The 21,372-nt window shown below is 62.8% G+C and carries 20 protein-coding genes; 8 read left to right on the plus strand and 12 right to left on the minus strand.

Going from position 1 to position 21,372, the window contains the following annotated elements; all coding sequences use genetic code 11:
* Positions 1–23 precede the first annotated feature (23 nt).
* From PG898_RS16935 to PG898_RS16960, 6 genes are all read left to right on the plus strand, one after another.
* The gene (locus PG898_RS16935; RefSeq protein ID WP_270824648.1) at positions 24–3,950 is read left to right on the plus strand and encodes a response regulator; all 3,927 of its coding nucleotides are present in this window, start codon (positions 24–26) and stop codon (positions 3,948–3,950) included.
* Position 3,951: 1 nt separating this feature from the next.
* Complete coding sequence (locus PG898_RS16940) at positions 3,952–5,196, plus strand: response regulator (RefSeq protein WP_270824628.1); 1,245 nt, start codon at positions 3,952–3,954, stop codon at positions 5,194–5,196.
* Between the two features lie 3 nt (positions 5,197–5,199).
* Positions 5,200–5,814, plus strand: a complete 615-nt coding sequence (locus PG898_RS16945) for a GNAT family N-acetyltransferase (RefSeq protein WP_041205810.1) — start codon at positions 5,200–5,202, stop codon at positions 5,812–5,814.
* 72 nt (positions 5,815–5,886) lie between these two features.
* Positions 5,887–6,660, plus strand: coding sequence for a Sir2 family NAD+-dependent deacetylase (gene cobB / locus PG898_RS16950; protein WP_270824629.1), 774 nt, complete (start codon positions 5,887–5,889; stop codon positions 6,658–6,660).
* Between the two features lie 86 nt (positions 6,661–6,746).
* The gene (locus PG898_RS16955) at positions 6,747–7,229 is read left to right on the plus strand and encodes a hypothetical protein (protein ID WP_005329679.1); all 483 of its coding nucleotides are present in this window, start codon (positions 6,747–6,749) and stop codon (positions 7,227–7,229) included.
* The gene (locus PG898_RS16960; protein WP_270824630.1) at positions 7,226–8,884 is read left to right on the plus strand and encodes a GGDEF domain-containing protein; all 1,659 of its coding nucleotides are present in this window, start codon (positions 7,226–7,228) and stop codon (positions 8,882–8,884) included. The genes PG898_RS16955 and PG898_RS16960 overlap by 4 nt, the downstream gene beginning before the upstream one ends.
* A gap of 63 nt (positions 8,885–8,947) precedes the next feature.
* Here PG898_RS16960 and PG898_RS16965 read toward each other — a convergent pair whose 3' ends face one another.
* The 7 genes from PG898_RS16965 to PG898_RS16995 form a co-directional block, all read right to left on the minus strand.
* Positions 8,948–9,976 (minus strand): substrate-binding domain-containing protein, encoded by a 1,029-nt coding sequence (locus PG898_RS16965; protein WP_270824631.1) that lies wholly within the window; start codon positions 9,974–9,976, stop codon positions 8,948–8,950.
* Positions 9,976–10,908 (minus strand): ribokinase, encoded by a 933-nt coding sequence (gene rbsK, locus PG898_RS16970; protein ID WP_270824632.1) that lies wholly within the window; start codon positions 10,906–10,908, stop codon positions 9,976–9,978. The genes PG898_RS16965 and rbsK overlap by 1 nt, the downstream gene beginning before the upstream one ends.
* 102 nt (positions 10,909–11,010) lie before the next feature.
* On the minus strand, positions 11,011–11,886 hold the full coding sequence (rbsB, locus tag PG898_RS16975) for a ribose ABC transporter substrate-binding protein RbsB (protein ID WP_041205808.1): 876 nt from the start codon (positions 11,884–11,886) through the stop codon (positions 11,011–11,013).
* 21 nt (positions 11,887–11,907) lie between these two features.
* On the minus strand, positions 11,908–12,873 hold the full coding sequence (rbsC, locus tag PG898_RS16980) for a ribose ABC transporter permease (RefSeq protein ID WP_041205806.1): 966 nt from the start codon (positions 12,871–12,873) through the stop codon (positions 11,908–11,910).
* On the minus strand, positions 12,870–14,441 hold the full coding sequence (gene rbsA, locus PG898_RS16985; protein ID WP_161507192.1) for a ribose ABC transporter ATP-binding protein RbsA: 1,572 nt from the start codon (positions 14,439–14,441) through the stop codon (positions 12,870–12,872). The genes rbsC and rbsA overlap by 4 nt, the downstream gene beginning before the upstream one ends.
* A 21-nt stretch (positions 14,442–14,462) precedes the next feature.
* Positions 14,463–14,882 carry a D-ribose pyranase gene (gene rbsD / locus PG898_RS16990; protein ID WP_226172903.1) on the minus strand — a complete coding sequence of 140 codons (420 nt, stop codon included), beginning with the start codon at positions 14,880–14,882 and terminating at the stop codon, positions 14,463–14,465.
* Positions 14,883–15,089: 207 nt separating this feature from the next.
* Positions 15,090–15,707, minus strand: a complete 618-nt coding sequence (locus tag PG898_RS16995) for a glutathione S-transferase family protein (protein WP_270824633.1) — start codon at positions 15,705–15,707, stop codon at positions 15,090–15,092.
* Positions 15,708–15,986: 279 nt separating this feature from the next.
* On the opposite strand from PG898_RS16995, the gene PG898_RS17000 reads away from it, so the two are divergent.
* Positions 15,987–16,745 (plus strand): hypothetical protein, encoded by a 759-nt coding sequence (locus tag PG898_RS17000; protein WP_270824634.1) that lies wholly within the window; start codon positions 15,987–15,989, stop codon positions 16,743–16,745.
* A 16-nt stretch (positions 16,746–16,761) separates the two neighbouring features.
* The gene (locus PG898_RS17005) at positions 16,762–17,439 is read left to right on the plus strand and encodes a DUF2987 domain-containing protein (protein WP_270824635.1); all 678 of its coding nucleotides are present in this window, start codon (positions 16,762–16,764) and stop codon (positions 17,437–17,439) included.
* Between the two features lie 72 nt (positions 17,440–17,511).
* Here PG898_RS17005 and ttcA read toward each other — a convergent pair whose 3' ends face one another.
* The 5 genes from ttcA to ccoS all read right to left on the minus strand — a co-directional run bounded on the left by ttcA (position 17,512) and on the right by ccoS (position 21,253).
* On the minus strand, positions 17,512–18,420 hold the full coding sequence (ttcA, locus tag PG898_RS17010) for a tRNA 2-thiocytidine(32) synthetase TtcA (protein WP_042648240.1): 909 nt from the start codon (positions 18,418–18,420) through the stop codon (positions 17,512–17,514).
* A 67-nt stretch (positions 18,421–18,487) separates the two neighbouring features.
* Entirely contained in the window at positions 18,488–19,435 is a 948-nt protein-coding gene (gene uspE / locus PG898_RS17015) for a universal stress protein UspE (RefSeq protein ID WP_270824636.1), read from the minus strand.
* Between the two features lie 135 nt (positions 19,436–19,570).
* Positions 19,571–20,326: an FNR family transcription factor gene (locus PG898_RS17020; protein ID WP_270824637.1), complete on the minus strand. Its 756-nt coding sequence runs from the start codon at positions 20,324–20,326 to the stop codon at positions 19,571–19,573.
* Positions 20,327–20,394: 68 nt separating this feature from the next.
* Positions 20,395–21,081, minus strand: coding sequence for a sulfite exporter TauE/SafE family protein (locus PG898_RS17025; protein ID WP_270824638.1), 687 nt, complete (start codon positions 21,079–21,081; stop codon positions 20,395–20,397).
* Positions 21,065–21,253, minus strand: a complete 189-nt coding sequence (gene ccoS, locus PG898_RS17030) for a cbb3-type cytochrome oxidase assembly protein CcoS (RefSeq protein WP_005329639.1) — start codon at positions 21,251–21,253, stop codon at positions 21,065–21,067. The genes PG898_RS17025 and ccoS overlap by 17 nt, the downstream gene beginning before the upstream one ends.
* Positions 21,254–21,372: the final 119 nt, after the last annotated feature.

Below are 21,372 nucleotides of genomic sequence, written 5' to 3' on the forward strand. Positions count from 1 at the left end.
TTTCTATGATAAAGACCCTATTTCTGCTCGGTGCGCTGCTGGCCCTGCCGCTGCGTGCCGCCATGCTCCCCCTGTCAGCCGAGACCCAGGCGTATGTCGATACGCTCACCGAGCTGACTTTTTGTTACCCGGTCCTGCAGCGTCCTCCCTATCTGGAGGAGCAGGGGGGGTTGCTCATCGATCAGATGAAACGACTGGCCCTGCAACTGCCGGTGCCGCTGCGCTTCGAAAAATTGCCAAACTGGACGGCAACTCTGCAGGGCTTGCAGCACGGGCAGTGTGATCTCATCCCCCATGTGGGACCTGCCAGGGAGACCCTGCCCGGTACGGCCTTGAGCCGTGCCATGCTGGAGGCGGAGTCCGCCATCCTTTATCGGGGGGAGCTCGAGCAGGCGACCTTCCTGGTCTCGCCCATCTGGCAGGCAGAGGAGACCCTGCAGCGGCTCTATCCCCACTCCTCCCAGTTGCGCCTGACGGATGCGGAGAACTGGTATGGGGCTCTGGTGGCGGGCAGAGGCAGCGCCTACCTCGGCGACTATCTGCAACTGCGCTATCTGATGCGAGAGTTCCCGGATGAGGGGCTGCGCTTGCGGCGGTTGCGCAGCGACGATCTGGTGATCAGCTACCGGCTGATGATGGGCGACAGGCCGCAATTGCACGAGCTGATAGACACGGCGATCCGCTTCCTGCCACCGGGTAACCTCTACCGGGATCTGGGGCGCTATCTGCCCCAGAGCGAGCAGGACATCAATCCCTTGCACTTCACCGACAAGGAGCAGGCCTGGCTGGTCGGTAGCGCGCGCACCATCAAGCTGGTGGCGGATCCCGGCTTCATGCCCTATAGCGGCGTCAATCAGCAGGGTGAGCTCGTCGGCTGGAGCGGCGATGTGCTGCGGGAAGTGAGCCGCCAGACAGGGCTGAATTTCGAGCTCATCCCCGTGACAAGCAAGGAGGAGGCGCTGGCCAGGTTGCGCAGCGGGGAGGCCGCCATGATGGCCGGTCTGCTGGAGTCTCCGACCCTGCACGAGGAGTTCGAGTTCACCCGTGCGGTGGCAACCAGTCGCTATGCCCTGGTCAGCCGCAAGCGGGGGGCTTATCACGCCCTTGCCGAGGTCAAGGGCAAGGTGGTCGTGCCTCGTATGTTCTACGACACCAGCCTGCTGGCCCGATTCGGACAACACGACTGGGAGGTGGCCGACAACCTGCAGCAAGGGTTGGCGGTGGTGCAGAGCGGTGAGGCCGATGCCATGCTGGCCGAGCTCTATCAACTGCAATATCCGCTGCGCAACAACCAGCTGAGCGAGCTGAGCATCACGGAGCTGCCGGAGGTGTTTGGCCTCGGCTTTGCCATCAGGCGGGATCAGCCAAGGCTCGCCGGGGTGCTGGAGCAGAGCCTGATGACGATCAACGACAGGCAGGTGAGCGAGCTGGTACAGCGTTGGCGGCGCCTCGTTCTGAACCAGCAAGAAGGGGTCAGTTACGGCTTCTGGCTTGGCTCTGTCCTGTTGGCGCTCTTGATCAGCGCGGCAGTGATCTGGTCAGTCTGGCGCTCCCGCCAGCAGCTGGCCCAGGAGGCGCGCGAGCGTCATAAGGCCGAGCAGGCGTTGGCGCTGGAGAGCAAGTTCAGGGAGTCCCTGTTCCAGGCGTTGCCCGTGCCCGTTTTTTTGCGCAATGACAAGGGGGAGGTGATCAAGCGCAACAAGCGGGCCAAACGGATGGAGGCGCGCTACGCCACCGATCTCGTCCTGCCGTCTCCCCAGTTGCAAGGGGCTGAAGGGGAGATCGCCTTGCGGGATCAGGTTTACTCCTATGCCCAGATCCCGCTGCGCCTGGGACCCCAGGCGCCCGCCGGGGACCTCATCGCCCTGTCCGACATCAGCGCCCTGCGCGAGCGCACCCGTTTGCTGCGTCAGGCGGAGCGACGCCTGCGGGCCCTTACCAATACGGTGCCCGGAGTGGTGCTGCAGTTCACCCTGCTCGGAGGGGCCATCACCCGGGTGGAGTTTGTCAGTCGCGGCAGCCATGAGCTGCTGGGGCTGGCCAGTCAGCAGATCCGCCTCAATCCCAACGAGGCGCTCACCCGCATCTCGCACCAGGACAGGCGGGAGATGCGGGCTCCCATGCTGGCCATGTTGCAGGCCGGGCGCCCTTTCTCCCACCTGCTGCGCTACCAGCATCCGGGCAAGGGCACGCGCTGGCTGCAGTTCTCCGGCAGAGGGCGCCGGCAGGGGGAGGGGTGGCGTGTCTTTGGGGTGGTGCAGGATGTGACCAACCGGGTCGAGCAGGAGCACTCCCTGCAACTCTCCCACGAGCAGGCCCAGCAGGCTGTGCTCGCCAAGGGACGCTTCCTCGCCGCCGTGAGCCACGAGATCCGCACCCCCATGAACGCCATCCTGGGTCTGCTGGAATGGCTGGATCAGACCGAGCTCTCTGCGGAGCAGGCCTCGGTGCTGGCGCACGTCAGGCAGGCGGGCAACGAATTGCTGGGGCTGCTCAACGACGTGCTCGACTTCAGCCGCAACGAGAGTCGCCAGCTGCGGCTCTCCCTGCAGCCGACCGATCTGGTGGAGCTGTGCGAGCATGTGGCGGCGGTGCACTGGTCCAAGGCGCGTTCCAAACGCCTGCAACTGCGTCTCAACCTGGACCCGACGCTGCCCGCCCTGATGGCGCTGGATCCTCACCGGGTGCAGCAGGTGCTGCACAACCTGCTCTCCAACGCCATCAAGTTCAGCGAGCGGGGCGAGGTGGTGCTGTGGGCCCGCCGGCACGGGGAGTGGATCTGGTGCGGGGTAGATGACGAGGGGCCCGGCATCAGTGCAGAGTTGTTGCCTCGGCTGTTCCTGCCCTTCGAGCAGGGGGAGGAATTGGGACAGCTCAGGGCCCAGGGTACCGGTCTGGGGCTGGCCATCTGTCGTCAGTTGATGGAGCAGATGGGAGGGAACATCCGGTTCGAGCCGGTGGCCACCGGCGGCAGCCGCTTCATTTGCGCCTGGCCACTCAGGCAGGTGCAGGAGAAGGCGCCCTGGCAGCCAAGGTTCAAACAGATTTCTCTGCAGCTCCCCCCCGAGGCGCTAGCATACATGCGGGCCTGGCTCGCCGAGTTTGGCGTGACCGAGGAGGCGACGGCGCCCGTTCTTGCCGTCACCCTGGATGAGCAGGGGTTGAGTGCCTGGTCCTGGCAGGGAGAGCCCTGGATCCCGGGCTCTGTGGTGAGCCTGCTACAACCCAGGTTGGTTCAGGGGAGCGGGGAAGTCGCGGATCTGCCGGGAGCCGGTATGCGTGTCCTCTTGGTGGAAGATCACGAGGTGAACCGGGTGTTGATCAGCATGCAGCTGAGTCAGCTGGGAGCCCGGGTATTGAGCGCCGCCAATGGCCGTCTGGCGCTGGACATCCTGCAATCGGAATCGGTGGATCTGGTGCTGACCGACCTGCAGATGCCGGTGATGGACGGTGCCGAGCTGTGCCGGCAGTTGCGGGCTTCGGCGCGCTGGCAGCAGTTGCCCGTCTATGTGATCACCGCCGATCTCAGCGAGCAGGCGGCGCAACGTCTGGCCGATTGTGGTTGCCAGGGCCATCTGGACAAACCCGTCCTGTTGAAGGAGCTGGCCACCTTGCTGCGCACCGTCTCGGGTCGCAGCAGTGTGCCTCTGGCGGAGGAGGCGGCCGTCAATGCCACGCCCATGACGACCCTGCTCAATCCGGCACTCATCAATCTCTACCTGGTGTCGGCTCGCCAGGATCTGGCCGACATTGAGGGGTGCGTCACGGCAGGGGATGAAGGCGCCCTCAATACGGCTTTACACAAGATGAAGGGGGCCGCCAAAATGGTGGGGGCCGCCGCCTTGGTTCAGGTGATCGAACGCTGGCAGCGAGCCCCCGGGCAACCCCTGGTGGAAGAATTGAAGCAGGCCGTGGAAGAAGTCTGCCGGCAACTGGGCGAGAGAGCATGAGATGATCATCACAGATGAAGAGTTATTGGCGTTGCTGGAGTCTGATGTCAGCCAGGAACCCGTATTTCACCCCGTCAGCGTCTATGCCCTGGACGCTGTCTCACACCGGGCGGCAAAGGAGGCGGGCTTGCCGGCCTATGCCAGCCTGCACCGTACTCGACCCGACGCGAGCTGGCAGTGGGAGGGGTTGTTCGCCGCCGGGGCCATCGCCCTGTTCGATCCCGCCTCCCATGCGGGAACCGACTATCTGCCGCGGCTGCAGACCCCAGGGGTGGGGATCTATCGCCTGTCGGATCCCTGGCTTGAGGGGGTGGAGGCTCGGGAGCAGGGGTGGCGGGATTGGCTCGCCCAGCTCCAGATCCTGCTGCTCGAGGATCATCCCTTCCAGGGAGCCTGCATCCAGCAGGAGATCCAGGCGCTGGGACTGCCCTGCCACTGGGTGCAGGACGGCGAGGGTTGCCTGCAGGTGCTGGAAGAGGGGGATGTGGGACTGCTGGTCTGCGATCTCAGTCTGGCGGAGCAAGATGCCATCAGTCTCTTGATGAACCACCCCCAGTACCGTCGTTTGCCCATCATATTGCTGTCCGCCCACGATCAGACCCTGATTGACGGGGCCAGACGCCTGCTGCACGACGCCGGCTTCAACGTGCTGGCCGCGCTGGCCAAACCGCTGCAGAGCGACGATCTGCTGCGTCTGCTCAAGACGCTTTATCTGGGGCCGCAGCGTCAACGCAGACTGGGTGGCTTGAAGCGTACCATTCGCAGCTGGCAGGGAGAGGCGCGGGGTCAGCTTGGTTTGCTGGCGGATGCGGCCTCTTGCCCTCTGCCGGTCTGGCTGGCCGTGAGCAGCCTGCCCCCGCACTGGGAGCTCCTCAAGGCATGGCTGGAGCAGCATGGCCGGCAGGCGAGCGAGCTGACCCTGGTCATCCACCGGCGGGATCACCTGCTGAGCCAGGCGGATCGCTTCGCCCTGGTGTTGCAGGCGAGTCTGGCGGGGGCCAGGCTCGCCCTGCTGCTCGACAGTGCCCAGCATCTGCCTTTCGATCAACTGGAGCGATTGCCGCTCCAGAGCCTGCTGCTGGGGCAGCATCTGTTGCCGGAGCTGGAGGCCATGGCCGCGGACTCCCTGCTGGCCCGTTTCATCCAGCGGGCCCGCGAACTGGGCATGGCCCTCTATCTCGACGATCCCTTCAACCTGCAGGATGCCGCCCTGTGGCAGGATCGCGGCATGGCGGGGCGCTGGTAGCCCGTGCCGCGCTATCTTTGCTGGCCTCCCGATGAGGCGCGCCTGCACCGGGCACTGGCGGGTTGGGTGCATCCCGGCTCACGGGCATCCTTGCCCTTGATGATGGACGTGGGCGGCATCCCCTGCCGGTTGCAGGAGCTGGCAGGGTCCGATCCCGAACGCTTGAAGGCGGCCTATGAGGCGCTGAGCGAACAGAGTGTCTACCTGCGTTTCATGCGCGCCAAACAGCCAGTCACCGCCGAGCAGCTCGCCTTCTTTCTCGATTATCCCAGAGCGCCCCAGATAGGGCTGCTGCTCACCGACGAACAGGGGCGGCCGCTGGCCATGGCCCAGTCCATCCGACGGCGCCTGCATCCCGACAGGGCGGAGTTCTCCTGCATTGTTGCGGATCATTTTCAGCATCGGGGCGCCGGGCGCCGCCTCTTGCTGGCGCTGGCCCTGCTGGCGCGCGGGGAGGGGATCCGCGAGTGGACCGCCGAGGTGCTCGGACAGAATCGTCCCATGCTGGCCCTGCTGAAGGGGTTGGGGCTCCCGCTCACCCTGGTGACGGGCCGGGAGATGGTGTTTGTCCGGCTAGACTTGAGCGTCCTTGATACCCTGATGCCCCGACATGCATAAGACCAAGGGCGAATGTGCCGGGCCGAGCTGCTGTGCTAAGGTCAGCCTGTCACCCGTTGGAGGAAATCAACCATGGTGCAGTCAGCCAAACATATCGTGATCCTCACCGGCGCCGGCATCTCGGCCGAATCCGGTATCAAGACCTTTCGGGCCTGCGACGGCCTGTGGGAGGAGCACAGGGTGGAAGACGTGGCCACCCCGGAGGGCTACGCACGGGATCCTGAGCTGGTGCAACGCTTTTACAACGCACGGCGCCATCAGTTGCAACGAGTCGAGATCCACCCCAATCCCGCCCATTATGCCCTGGCACGCCTCGAGCGCCTGCTGCCGGGTCGCGTGACCCTGGTCACCCAGAACATCGACAACCTGCACGAGAGCGCCGGCAGCAAGAACCTCATTCACATGCACGGGGAGCTGCTCAAGGCCCGTTGCCCGGTTTCCGGGCAGGTGATCGAGTGGCGCGGGGAGCTTCATCAGGAGGAGCTCTGCTCCTGCTGCCAGTTGCCCCAGCCGTTGCGGCCTCATGTGGTCTGGTTTGGCGAGATGCCGCTCGGACTGGATCGCATCTACTCGGCGCTGGCGCAATGCGATCTCTTCATCTCCATCGGCACCTCGGGTGCCGTCTATCCAGCAGCGGGGTTTGTGCATGAGGCGGGACTCAACGGTGCTCATACGGTCGAGCTCAACCTGGAGCCGAGCGAGGTTGGCAGCCAGTTTGACGAGAAGCGCTATGGCCCTGCCTCCCTGCTGGTGCCGGCTTTCGTGGACGACTTGTTGCAAAGCTGCGGCATACACCAGCCCAAACAGATCGACGGTCATAACTGGATGGAGATGCGTGGACCATAGCCTATTGAGTCACAACATAGTTGCATTGGCTCAATGAAGCCGCCACACTGACCCGTAAAATAGAGGACGCAGCTGGCGCAAGGTATATGGACATTTTCAAGCGTGGGACCGTTTTTCTTCTGCTGGTGCTGACAACGTTCAGCACTCAGGCCGCCGCTTCCTCACCTCTGTTGCTGCTGATCCTGCCAGACAAGCGGGAGATCCCTCTGGATGAGGCGACACTGGCCGCCTTGCCGCAGACCGAGTTCGAGACGGCTACCCCCTGGACCGTCGGGGTTCACCGTTATCGTGGCCCGACCCTGAAGGCGATGCTGGTGGCTCAGGGGCTCAAGGATGTCACTCAAGTCCGGGTGACCGGCCTCAATGACTATCAACAACAGTTCAATCTTGCCCGGTTTGCCCAGGTGCCGCTGACTCTGGTGCGCTATCAGGATGACAAGCCGTTGACCCGTCGCAACAAGGGGCCAGTCTGGCTGCTGATGCCCTTCTCGGAATATCCTGAACTCGATGTCTCCTCCATCCACAGCTACATGGTGTGGCAACTGGTGCGCATCGAGGTCATCCCGTGACTCGTCGACAGCGCCACAATCTGCTGCTCGCGGCCATCTCTCTGCTGTTTCTCTTTTCTTCCGTCTGGGGGCTGTTGCTGCAGAATCGGCACGAGCAACTGGTCGATATGTTCTATCGCAACACCCACTGGAACATCAGCCAGGTCATGCTGGAATCCCAGCGTTTCCTTTACGATTTGCGCCTCTATCGGGCGGGAGCCCTCGAGATGGAGACCCTGAGCCTGGATTACGATCTGCTGTGGAATCGGCTGGATGTGTTTCTGGTCAGCAGCGAAACTGCCGATGCGCGCACTCGTCATGGATTGGGAAGCGTGCTGGCCAGGTTGTTTGACGAGGTCAAGGCACTCGAACCCCAGATGCAGGCCGGTAAGCTGCAAGAGGGCGAGGCCCTTGTCCGTTCGCAGGCCCGGATTGCAGCACTGACCCGCCAGGTGGAGCAGATAGGGGATCATATTCTCTCCGGGCAGGAGCGGGAAGCCTCGCTCAATCAACTGCGCCAGAGCCTGTTCTGGATCCAGATCTGGCAATTGATCCTGCTGGTGATGGGGGGCGTGCTGGTGTTTGCCCTGATCCGCACCAATCTGCAGAATCGCCGCCTCTCCCTGCTCGACCCCATGACCCGGCTTGGCAATCGCCGCGCCTTGCAGGGACAGCTCAGACAATCCCTGCAGCGCAATCATGCCCAGGCCCTGGTGGTGCTGGATCTGAAACGGTTCAAACAGGTCAATGATCTGCTCGGTTACCAGGTCGGCGATCGCCTGCTGCAGGCGGTCTCCGCCCGGCTGCGGCAAGCCTATCCCGGTCGGGCTTACCGGCTGGGGGGGGACGAATTTGCAGTGGTCCTGGCCGGCGAGCAGCCCGGCCTCGAATCCCAGATGGACGCCATGGTGAGCCTGTTGCAGTTCGAGTTCGTGACCCGGGAGAGCAGCTTCGATCTTGCCTGTCGTTTCGGGGTAGCCAGGGCTATGGAAGGGGAGGACGCGGATCAGCTGCTGGAGCAGGCCATACTGGCACTGAATCAGGCCAAGCGGGACAATGCGACCCTGATCTGGTTCCAGCCAGCGATGAAGGCCTCCCTGAGCATGAGTCAGCGTCAGCTGCATCAGTTGCGGGAGTGGTTGGCGGGGACGGCACCCTCGCCGCTGGAGACGATATCACAGACCCTGGAGGATGAGCGGGGGCAGCGGGTGCTGAACATCAGCCTGCGCTGGCGGGTGGGACAGCAGGGGTGCGACATGGACTGGATGCAGGAGCGCGGTGTGCTGGGACAAGTGGTGGCCAGGTTGCTGGCGGACGCCGAGCATCAGCAGCCGTTGCTGCTGGTGCTCCATCAGCAGTCTCAGCTGGCTCATGTCCTGGCCTACCTGCCCCCCTTGGAAGAGAAAGTGCTCATCCTGGCGCTGCCGACCCTGACGGAGGATGCCGCCCTGCTGGAAAAAGTCAGCCAGCGCGGCTGCGTACTGGCATTGCGTGAGCTGGGCAGTCGCGCCCCCGCACTGTTGCGCGCGGGCTGGCCGGTGCGCTACTGGCTGCCCGACCCCTCGGATCACGATGTCTTGTTGCAGCCCCTGGCGCGGCAATTGGGGCTGTTGCGTCTGGGTCGCCCGGCAGAAGAGCAAAAAGGGGAGATGAGGAAACAGCGGGAGCCCTGTTGACTCGGTGGCGATGAAGGAAAACGACAAGGGCGGCCCGAGGCCGCCCTTGTCGTTTTGAGCAAATCACTGCGGGTGGAGGGCCGCGGGGGGCGGGAAGGGGGCGCAGGATTCTCTGATCACCAGATCTGGGTCCACGGTGATCATGCGATTATCTATCCGTTCACCGTTGATCCGCGCCAGCAAGCGGGTGACGGCGAGGCGACCCAGCTCCTCTTTCGGTTGATTGACCGTGGTCAGCGGGGGGGACATAAACTCGGCCAGTGCCACGTTGTCATAGCCGACGAGGGAGAGATCCCGCGGTATGACGAGCCCGGCTCGATGGGCGGCACTGATGACCCCCATCGCCATCATGTCATTGCAGACGAAGAGGGCAGTGGGGCGTGCAGGCAGGGCAAGCAGGCGGGTCATGGCGGCAAAGCCGCTGGCGCAGTCGAAATCCCCCTCCTGGATCCAGGCCGGATTGATGGCCCGTCCGGCCTCCTGCATGGCCTGCTCGAAGCCAGCCAGGCGCTGATTGGCTGGGGCGCGGCGGTGGGGCCCGGTGATGCAGCCGATGTCGATATGACCGAGTGAAAGGAGATGGCGGGTGGCGAGATAGCCGCCGCGATGGGAGTTGTCGGCGATGAGATCCACCTCCTTGCTCTCCATGCCCCAGTCCATCACCACCACCGGCAGGCTCTTGAGCCAGTCGAGCTGGTTGAACACCTCCTGCTGTCCTTCGCTGCACATGATGAGCAGACCGTCGACCCGTTTGCGCAACATCATTTTCAGGTAGGAGAGGGCCGTCTCGGCCTGCCCCTCGGTGTTGCCCAGCATCAGGTTGTAGCCCTGCTCGAAGCAGTAGCGCTCCACCCCGCGCACCACCTCGGCGAAGAAGGGGTTGCTGGAGGTGGTGACCAGCATGCCGATGCTGTTGGTCTCCTTCACCTTGAGGCTGCGGGCCACCAGGCTGGGGGCGTAGTTGAGATCGCGCATGGCACTGAAGACCCGCTCCCGGGTCTCCTCGGCCACGAAACGGGTCTCGTTGATGACGTGAGAGACGGTGGTGGTGGAGACGCCCGCTCGCGCCGCCACCTCCTTGATATTGGCCATCAGTGCCCCTGCGCCGCTTGTGCCTGCAGGAAGGTGTCGACCTCCTGCTTGCTCGGAATGGAGCTTTGGGCGCCGAACCGGGTGACGGAAAGCGCCGCCGCTCCGTGGGCGAAGCGCACCGCCTCATGGAAGTCAGCGCCGGCCAGCTCGGCCGCCAGCAGGGCGCCGTTGAAGGTATCTCCAGCGGCCGTGGTGTCCACCGCCTCGACTCGAAAGCCTGGAATGAGCGCCTGCTGTCGGCCGTTGCTGCAATAAACGCCCTGAGAGCCCAGGGTGATCATCACCTCCCCAATGCCCATCTGGTGGAAGCGGGCGGCCGCCAGTGCCGCACTCGCCTCGTCACTCACCTTGACCCCGGTCAGCAGCTCGGCTTCAGTCTGGTTGGGGGTGATGAGATCCACCAGCGCCAACAGCTCGGCCGATAGCGGCCGGGCGGGCGCCGGATTGAGCACCACCCGGGTGCCGTGGGTGCGGGCCAGACGGGCAGCCTCGAAGACGCTCTCCAGCGGTACTTCCAGTTGCAGCAGCAGGGTGTGGGCGTCCGCAATCAAGGCTTCGTGGCATTTCACCACGGCAGGAGTGAGGGCGCCGTTGGCCTCGGCGGAGATGCCGATGCTGTTCTCCCCCTCGTCGCTCACATAGATGATGGCGATGCCGGTAGGGAGGTGCCCGTCCTGCTCCACTGCGCTCACGTCGATGCCATCGTTGGCGAAGCCCGCCTTCATCTGGCGGCCGATGGCGTCGTCGCCGATGCGGGCGATAAAGGAGACGGCAGTACCGAGGCGAGCGGCGGCCACCGCCTGATTGGCCCCCTTGCCGCCGGGCACCACCTGATAGCTGTGACCGGTCAGGGTTTCACCCGGGTGAGGAAAGTGGGGAACGCGCAGCACATGGTCTGCATTGACACTGCCCAGAACGACGAGACGATTCATGTTGACTACTCCTGATGCATCTTGGTTTGGACGCTCGGGTTGGAGCACCCAGGCCGGGAGGCATGGTAAGAGAGCGGGGGAGGCGAGCCTCCCCCGTCATGCTTACTTGCTGACGATTTGCAGCGGTACCGGGATGGACTGCTCCACCGGCTGGCCCTTGAGCACCTTGTCGGCGGTTTCCACGCCGATGGCACCGATCAACGCCGGCTGCTGGGCCACGGTGGCGGCCAGTTTACCCTTGGCCACGGCGGCCTTGCCATCGTCGGTGCCATCGAAGCCGACGATCATCACCTCTTTGCCGGCGGCTTGCACGGCGCGGATGGCACCCAGCGCCATCTCGTCGTTCTGGGCGAACACCGCCTGTACGGTCGGGTGGGCCGCCAGCAGGTTCTCCATGACGTTCAGACCCTTGGTGCGATCGAAGTCGGCGGGCTGGGATGCCAGCACCTGCAACTTGTTGGCGGCCACGGCCAAGGCGAAGCCCTCGCCACGGTCACGGGCGGCAGAGGTGCCGGCGATCCCTTCGAGCTGGATCACCTTGGTGCCGGCACCCAGCTTCTCGGTGATGAAGTCACCAGCCAGCTTGCCACCGGCCACGTTGTCGGAGGCGATGTGGGCCTTGACCTCCCCCTGGGCCGCGCCGCGGTCCAGGGTCAGCACCGGGATGTTGGCCTTGTTTGCCAGGCGGATGGCGTTGCCCACCGCTTCTGAGTCGGTCGGGTTGATCAGGATAGCGTTGACCTTGCGCACGGTGAGATCTTCCACGTTGGAGAGCTCCTTGGCCGGGTCATTCTGGGAGTCCAGCACCACCAGCTCGTAACCAAGCTCCTTGGCCTTGGCTTCGGCACCCTCCTTCATGGTGACGAAGAAGGGGTTGTTGAGGGTGGAGACCACCATGGCCAGCGTCTGATCGGCGGCCTGGGCGGTACCCAGCACGGACATGATGGCGGCAGCGAGCAGGGTATTGAGCTTTTTCATCATTTCATTCCTTGTGTGTGCTTACTTGCTTTTGTTATCGATCATCACGGCGAGCAAAATGACGCTGGCCTTGGCGATCATCTGGTAATAGGAGGATACGTCGAGCAGGTTGAGGGCATTGTTGAGGAAGCCGATGATCAAGGCACCGATCAGGGTACCCATGATGCGACCCTTGCCGCCCATCAGACTGGTGCCACCCAGCACCACGGCGGCGATGGCATCCAGCTCGTAACCCATGCCGGCAGTTGGCTGGGCCGAGGAGAGGCGGGAGGTGACGATGAGCCCCGCCAGCGCCGACAACATGCCGCACAAACCATAGACCGCGAGCTTGACCCTGGCCACGTTGATGCCGGAGAGGCGGGTGGCCGATTCGTTGCCGCCGAGGGCATAGATGTAGCGACCGAGGCGGGTGTGGTTGAGCAGGTACCAGGCCAGCAGGAAGACGATGGCCATCAGCCAGATGGGCACCGGCAGGCCGAACAGGTAACCGGTACCCAGCCAGGCGAAGTGATCGGCGCCGTCACTGAAACCGGTGGAGATGGGACGCCCCTCGGTGTAAACCATGGTCACGCCGCGCAGGGCCGTCATGGTGACCAGGGTGGCGATGAAGGCCTGTACCTTGCCCTTGGCAATGATGAGGCCGCTGACGCCGCCGAGCAGGGCACCGGCCCCCAGGGTGAGAGGTACTACCAGCCAGATGGGCAGCTCCATGGCCACCATGGTGGCCGCCAAGGCGCCGCACAGGGCCAGCACAGAGCCGACCGACAGGTCGATGCCGGCGGTGAGGATGACCAGCGTCATGCCGACTGCCATGATGGCGTTGACCGAGGTCTGGCGCAGTATGTTGAGCAGGTTGTCGGCGGTGAAGAAGTTCGGGCTCAGGAAAGAGACCACGCCGATCAGCACCAACAGCGCTACCAGGGATTTGTTCTCGATCCACCAGGCCTTGCTCATGACGCCGCGGCGGGAAAGGGTTTGGGTTGTCATTGTGCTGCCTCTTGCTCTGCTTGCCACTGTTTGCCGACTGCCGCCGCCATCAGTTTCTCCTGATTGGCCTCGCGGGTGTTGAACTCTGCGCTGATGCGCCCTTCGTGCATCACCAGGATGCGATCACTCATGCCGAGCACTTCCGGCATCTCGGAGGAGACCAGGATGATGCTCATCCCCTCCTTCTTGAACTGGTTGATGAGTTGATAAATTTCCTTCTTCGCCCCCACGTCGACGCCGCGGGTCGGCTCGTCGAGGATCAGTACCTTGGGCCTTGTCAGCAACCCCTTGGCGATGGCTACTTTCTGCTGGTTGCCGCCGGAGAGGAGCTTGATCAGCTGATCCTGACTCGGAGTCTTGATGTTGAACAGGCGCACATAGTCACCCACCGCCTGGCGCTCGGCCTTGCCGTCTATCTTGCCGTGAGTGATGAACTCGTCGAGGGCGCACAGGCTCATGTTTTCGCGTACCGAGAGCTCCAGCACCAGGCCATCCCCCTTGCGATCCTCGGAGATGTAGGCAATACCGGCGGCCAGACCGTCGGCGGGGGTGCGTGGCACCAGCACCTTGCCATCGACTTCGACCGCGCCGCTGCTGATGGGGCTGGCGCCGTAGATGAGCTTCATCAGCTCGGTGCGCCCGGACCCCATCAGGCCGCTGAAGCCGAGAATTTCCCCCTGGCGCAGGGAGAAACTCACCCCGCGCACGCCGGGACCGGCCAGATCCTTCACTTGCAGGCTGACGGGACCGAGCTCGCGCGCGAGGCGCGGGTATTGCTCCTCCAGCCGGCGACCCACCATCATCTCGATGATCCTGTCTTCGTCGAGCTCACTCACCGCCTGCTCGCCTATCCACTTGCCATCGCGCAGCACGGTGACCCTGTCGCAGATCTGGAAGATCTCCTTGAGGCGGTGGGAGATGTAAACGATGCCGCAACCCTGCTCGCGCAGCTCGCGGATGACCACGAACAGCTGCTCTGTCTCGGTGTCGGTCAGGGCGTCGGTGGGCTCGTCCATGATGATGACGCTGGCATCGAATGACAGCGCCTTGGCGATCTCCACCATCTGCTGCTCGCCAATCGACAAATCCCCGAGCCGGGTGTCCGGCCCGTGCTTGACGCCGAGGCGGGCCAGGAGGGTGCTGGCCCGCTCGCGCAGTTGCTTGTGGTCAATGCTGCCAAAGCGGGTGCGCGGCTCGCGGCCGAGGAAGATATTGGCGGCGATGGAGAGCTCCGGCAGCAGGTTCAGCTCCTGGTGGATGATGCTGATCCCCTGATCCTGGGAGTCGCGCGGTCCCTTGAAGTGGACCGGCTGGCCACGATAGCTGACGGTGCCGGCATCGGCCTGGTAGATGCCGGTCAGTACCTTCATCAGGGTGGACTTGCCAGCGCCATTCTCGCCGAGCAAGGCCATCACCTGACCCGGGTAGACCCGCAGACCCGCTTCGTCGAGAGCGCGCACCCCGGGGAAGGTCTTGACGATCCCGGTGAGCTCAAGAATGGGCGAGGGGGGCGTGTTAACGCTCCCGGTGAGCCCAACAAGGGGTGAGAGGGGGGAGGTTGTGCTCATTTGCAGCTTCCTTGAAGAGGCTTAAAACGCCACACCGGCGCAGAGAATAATATTGGCGTAGGGGGTGACCTCGCCGCTGCGCACGATGGCCTTGCTCTGGTGGGAGCGGGCTTTGAACGCCTCGTGCAGGCAATATTCGACGGCGATGGGTTTGCCCTGGGTCAGGGCGTGAGCCTCGATCTGCGCGACCAGCGCCTGATGGGCATCCGGGCTGATCAATTTTATTTCGCTCGCCATGATCACCTTCTCCACCACCAGATCGGTGAGCAGAGCGGTCAGCACGGTGTCCAGGCTGGGAGTGCCCGCCATCAGTGCCAGATCGATGCGCTCAGGCCCCGCCGCAATGGGCAGGCCTGCATCGCAGACGGTGATTTCGTCGGTGTGACCCATTCGTGCCACCAGAGCACTCAGGGGAGCATTGAGCAGCTTGCCTCGTTTCATACAACACCTCGGCGGCCTGTGACCGCATCGTCAATATTTATCTGGGCAACCGGTTACGCAACCGGTTGCGTCGTTGAGGTGAAAGATAGGCGCTAACCGTTAACGGGTCTAGGAACAGATGACGAAAATGTGAAAACGATCTCAATGAAGTGGCTGACCGCAGGAAAACGGGTGCCAGAAGAGCACCCGTACAACCAGAGGAGGGGATCAGAGAATCAGGGCCTCCTGCACGGCGGGGCGTGCCAGCATGCGTCGGGTATGGGCCGCCACCTTGGGAAACTCGTCGATGGCGACCCCGTCGCTCGCGAGCCAGCTGGCCACCACGAACAGGTAGATATCGGTCAGGCTGAAACGTTCCCCCAATACCCAGGGGCCGGCCAGATAGTGGTGCTCTATCTCGGCGAAACCGTCGCGCATGTTTTGCGGCATCCTGGCCTTCATGGCAGCGATGGCGTGTTCGTCATCCGCCCAGCGGCTACCGCGACGGCCATGGGCATGGGCGACGTGCACCGTCGAAGCGAGGAAGCTATGCACCTCCTGCATTCTGGCCAGCAGGAAGGGGTCATCCAGGGGCGCCAACCCGGCATCCGGGAAGCGCTGGGCCACGTACAGCAGCAAGGCCGGGGTTTCGGTCAGTACGCCGCGCTCGGTCACCAGGGCCGGCACCCGCCCCTTGGGGTTGATGGCAAGATAGGCGGGGGTGCGTTGCTCCCCGGCGGCGAGATCGAGGCGCTTGATCCGGTGCGGGGCACCGGCTTCCACCAGGGCGATGCGCACCGCCATGGCACAGGTACCGGGGGCGAGATAGAGCGTCAGTTCGGACATTGCAGCTTTCCTTGTGTAGGTTATCCGGGATGGACTGCGCGAGAGTGCGAGTCTGTCGAGTCTTGGTCATCCATCCTACGCCCATGCCGGGCGAGGGCCAAGCCAGGCAACCACGGGGCACGAACACCGGGCTGGCGACAGTGCCCTTGTCAGTGAAATCAATGGCTTTCTGAACGGAAGATAACAGGAAAAACGACTACGCATGCCCGGTCAAACCGCTATAATGTGCCACCTTGGAACAGTCGTATTTGAATGTTGGATAGTCAATTGAGTAATAGAATGCGGATCGGTGGAACCCTCGAACAGTCCCTCAGCCAGGGATACCGTCTGGACCTGCAAGGGGTGTTGAAAGAGGCCTGGCAACAGACTCGCCGCACCGGTTTCGGTCTGGCGCTGGCCATCGCCGGGGTCATGGCAATCTGGATCCTGCTGAGCAACACCCTGCTGGCCCCCTATGTCAGCCAGGAAGGGGGTGACATGGACATGGCCCTGATATTGAGCCTGCTCATCACCGTCATCATGTCCCCCATGACCTCTTCCCTCGACATGCTGGGACTGCAGCAGTCGGTGGGCGTGCGGGCCCGCCCTAACCAGGTGTTCGACTTCTTCCGTCACTTTCTGCGTCTGGGCTCCCTGAGCCTGCTCGGCAGCCTCATCACCAGCCTGTTTGGTCCCCTGTTCGAGCTGCTGGGGCTGCCGGTAATGCTGGCCTTTGTTCCTTCTGCCCTGGTGGGCATGGGGCTGGTGTTCACCGTGCCCCTGGTGCTGGAGCGCGGCCTGTCGCCGGCCCAGGCCATCCTGGTCTCCCTCAAGTTGTTCGCCCGTGGCTGGCCCAGCATAGTGCTGCTGCATGGCATCATGCTGGCACTGTTCTTCCTGGCTCTCATTCCCATGGGCATAGGCCTCATCTGGGTGGCTCCCCTCTATTTCAACCTCAAGGGGATCCTCTATCGGGATCTGTGCGGGGTTGCCGTGGAGGTGACCGAAGTGGCGGACAATGCCACCACCGGGCAGGGGCCCGATCATTTCAACGCGTGATGCAAAAGGATGGCATATGAAGCTGGTTCGACATGGCATGGCGGCAAGTCTGCTGATAGTGCCGGCGCTGTGCGTGGCGGCGCCCTCGCTGGATCTGCAATACAGCACCTTCTACAGCCAGATGAAGACCTTTGCCAAGGGCGAGTTTGGTGATGCCAGGCTGGGGTTTTATCTGACCGATCCGCAAACTGGCCAGCGCTGCGGGCTCGCCTCGGCAAGGGTCTCGACCCTGGATCGGGATGTTGCCGCCGAGGTGACCATCGACAGCGAGCTGCGTCTGCCCTATGACGACGATCTCAATCTCGACAAGGCGACCGTGGTGGTGACGCTGACCGAGCCACATGCCACCTGTGACATGTCGGTGCAGGTGATGGCCGATGCGCCCCCAGCGTCGGATAGCCAGGGGTTCAGGGTGAGCGAGGTGGTGACACGCCAGCAGGAGATGCAGTCGCTGCTGGACAAGCTGGCAGGCATGGTGGGCAAGCACTTCCTGCCGGAGATGGCGGGGGTGCGGGTGACCCTGGTGCAGCCGAGCGGCACCGCCTACCTCATCGACGGTGCCCGTCAGCAGCCTCTCTCCTGGCAGGATGGCCAGCTGCTGCTTCGCAACGAGCAACTCGCCGATTTCGCGGCGGGCAGGTTGCAGCTTGCGGGAGAGATACTGAGACTGACCCCCTGGTTGCACAAGGGCTGAAGACGCCGGGTGAAAGACAGATAAAGAAAAGGAGCGCATGGCGCTCCTTTTTCGTGGTGGCTGGCAGGGCGCTCAGCGCACCTCGATCACATCCAGCACGTCCATCTCGTCGATGTTGAGCAGGGGCGCGGTCGGCAGCTCGGGGGGATCGAATGCCTTGTCGCCGCCATCTATGATGCCGGAGTCGCGGTTGATGCTCTTGAAGTCAAACAGCTTGTGATCGAGCAGGTGGCTCGGGATCACGTCCTGAATGGCGGTGAACATGGTCTCTATCCGGCCGGGGAATCGGCGATCCCAGTCCTGCATCATCTGCTTGATGGCCTTGCGCTGCAGGTTCTCCTGCGAGCCGCACAGGTTGCACGGGATGATGGGGAAGGCCTTGACCTCCGCATAGCGCACCAGATCCTTCTCCTTGCAGTAGGCCAGGGGGCGGATCACCACGTTCTTGCCATCGTCGCTCACCAGCTTGGGGGGCATGGACTTGAGCTTGCCGCCGTAGAACATGTTGAGGAACAGAGTCTCGAGGATGTCATCCCTGTGGTGGCCGAGGGCAATCTTGGTGCAGCCCAGCTCCTGGGCGGTGCGGTAGAGAATGCCGCGGCGCAGGCGGGAGCAGAGGGCGCAGGTGGTCTTGCCTTCCGGCACCTTGTCTTTGACGATGGAGTAGGTGTCTTCCTCGACGATCTTGAAGTCGACGCCGAGGGTGGCCAGGTATTCCGGCAGCACGTGTTCGGGGAAGCCGGGTTGCTTCTGATCCAGGTTGACGGCCACGAGATCGAAATGGATGGGGGCGCTGGCCTTTAGGCTCATCAGGATGTCGAGCATGGCGAAGCTGTCTTTGCCGCCAGACAGGCACACCATGATCTTGTCACCCTCTTCAATCATGTTGAAGTCGGCGATGGCCTGACCCACGTTGCGCCGCAGGCGTTTCTGCAGCTTGTTGAAACTGTATTTCTCTTTGGCGTTAAGCTCTTCTAGCATGGCCTCAAACCCGGGACAAAAATAAGCGGCTTATTATAGCCATGTCCCGGGGGAGGGCAAGAAACGCTTATGCAGGATGACGCTTGTCATCCACCGGGCAGCTGTAATCGTCCGGTTTGAGGATCAGGATGTCGCAGTTGAGCCGATCAACCACATGCTCTGCCGTGTTGCCGAGCAGGGCGGCGGAGAGGCCGGTACGGCCGACGCAACCCATGATCATCAAAGTGGCCTTGAGCTCGTCCGCCATGTCAGGCAGCACCTCCTCCGGTAATCCTTCCGCCACCTTGGTCCACATGTGATTGATGTCGAAGTGATCGGCATGTTCTCGCAGCAGATCTTCGTGATGCTTGCGGATGGCATCGTTGTAAGCGTTGGGATCGAACTCGGGCAGCTCGATGGCCACATTCACCGGCGTGCCGGGATAGGTGTTGACCAGATAGAGGTTGGAGCCGAGCAGATCGGCGATGGCGACGCCTTCGCGGGTGATGCGCTCATTGAGGACTTTCTGCTCCAGGTCATCGCTCGAGCAGTTGATGGCTGCGATGATGTTGCCGCCCCGCTGCCAGTGACCCTCTTTGACCAGCAGGACGGGACAGGGGCACTTGCGCAGCAGGTGCCAGTCGGTCGGGGTGAAGATGAAGGTTTGCAGGAAGGAGTGCTTGTGGGTCGCCTTGACCACCAGATCGTGGCGATGCTCCAGCACTTCCTGGATAACACACTCGAAGGGACGATTGTGCCACAACACGTTGATCTCGCACTCCAGGCCTCTGGCGCGATAGGGTTGGAGTATCTCGTCCAGCCACTCCCGACGCTGGGCAATGACGCCGTGGCGCATCTCTTCCCGCTCATCCACCGACAGCATGGCTGTCATCTCGTACGAGAAATCGTAAATCGTCAGGAGCAGGGTCAGCTGGGCGCCCTCGTCCAGCTCGGCGACCTTGACCGCGCGCTCGAGCGCGATCTGGCGCTCCTCTTCGGGGTTGATCACCACCAGAATGTTTCGGTACTTGACCATGTTCTCCTCCTTGGCAAAAACGCCAATGATGGCAACTCTTTAGCCATTACAGCTTAGCCCAAGGGGGGAGACGGGAAGGTGTGCCGGATCAAATTTCAGGGTGAACCGATCCGGCAACAGAGGGGAAAGGGGTGATCAGCCGCAGGCTGGGCGAGTGGCGCCTGCCATGACGCCGAGGGCCACGTGATCCAGCACGGTAATGTATTTGCCCTTGACACTGATGAGGCCGGACTTCTGGAAACGACCGAGCAGACGGCTGATGGTCTCGACGGTGAGGCCGAGATAGTTGCCGATGTCGCCACGGGTCATGGAGAGACGGAACTCCTTGGCGGAGAAACCGCGCTCGGAGAAACGTACCGAAAGGTTGTGCAGGAAGGCGGCGAGGCGCTCTTCCGCATTCTTCTTGGAGAGCAGCAAGATCATCTCCTGATCCCCCATGATCTCGTTGCTCATCAGTCGCATGATCTGCTGGCGAAGCTTGGGCATCTTGCCGGAGAGATCGTCGAGTACATCGAACGGGATCTCGCACACCATGGCGGTTTCCAACGCCTGGGCGAAGGAGGGGTGCGCCTGCTTGTGGATGGCATCGAAACCGACCAGATCCCCTGCAAGGTGGAAGGCGGTGATCTGCTCATCGCCCTGCTCGGTGATGGTGTATGACTTGATGGTCCCGGAGCGGATGGCGTAGAGCGATTTCAGTTCATCGCCAGCCTTGAACAGTTCCTCACCCTTCTGGATCGGCTTCTTGCGCTCGATGATGCTGTCCAACTGATCGAGCTCACTGTCGTTCAGGGTGAAGGGGATGCAGAGCTGGCTGATGCTGCAATCCTGGCAATGAATTGCACAGCCACCGCTCTGAACACGTCTGCCAGGTTTCTTGTCCGGGATCATAGGCTCATATGAATAATTGATTTATATCAAACAAGTTTACCACCAACTCATCCGTTTTGGATAGGGTTTCAAAAGGACGCCAGCCCGATCCAGAGGGTATGCAGCCCATAGGCAATGAGCAGCAAGGCTCCACCCAGACGCAGGCTGCGCAGGGTCAGCCAGTAACGCAATCTGTCTGCCAGCCCGCCCAGGGCAAACAGGGTCGGCAGGGTCCCAAAACCAAAACTCAGCATGATGAGCGCCCCGCCGCCAGCGGAGCCCGCTGCCGCGCTCCAGGTCAGCATGGAGTAGACCAGGCCGCAGGGCAGCCAGCCCCACACCATGCCAAAGGGGAGCGCTTGCCAGGCCGACGTAAAGGGAATGAACTTGCTCGCCAGCGGCTTGATGAAGGGCCACATCTTGGCGCCGAGCCGCTCCAGCAGCAGGATCCCCTGCCACCAACCCGCCAGATAGAGGCCGAGCGCTATCATCAGCAGGGCCGCAATGAGACGCAAGCCGGCGATGGCATGCTTGCCGGCCCCTAGCTCACTGGTGGTGGCGAGCAATCCCCCCACCAGGGCACCGGCAATCACATAACTCAGGATCCGGCCAAGGTTGTAGTTGAGCAGGTAACCCAGCCTGCCCCAAAAATGCTGCTTCTCGGCGGGGATGGCCATGGAGAGGGCGGCGGAGACGCCACCGCACATGGCGATGCAGTGGCCTGAGCCTGCCAGCCCCACCAGCAGGGCCCCCATCAGGTCAAGGCTGCTGGTCATCGCGCGGCTTATCCTTGCTCTTGGTGGCGGGTTGCTCCTCGTCAAACAGGATGTTGGAGCCCTGGCGGTCGAGATCCTCGAACTGCTCCGAGCGAATGGCCCAGAAGAAGACGGCCCCCGCGATGATGACGAACAGGATGGCGATGGGGATGAGGACAAAAATGATGTTCATGGAAACTACCTTGGCATTTATCCGTGGCAATCGACCCCCATGGTAACCCTGTTCGGGCAGGGGGCCAGCCGCTATCAGTGAGAAATGTGGCCTGCATCGGAGGCAGGCCACATGTTCAG

The organism is Aeromonas sp. QDB31, assembly GCF_027707605.1.
In the GTDB taxonomy this organism is placed as follows: Bacteria; Pseudomonadota; Gammaproteobacteria; order Enterobacterales; family Aeromonadaceae; genus Aeromonas; species Aeromonas media.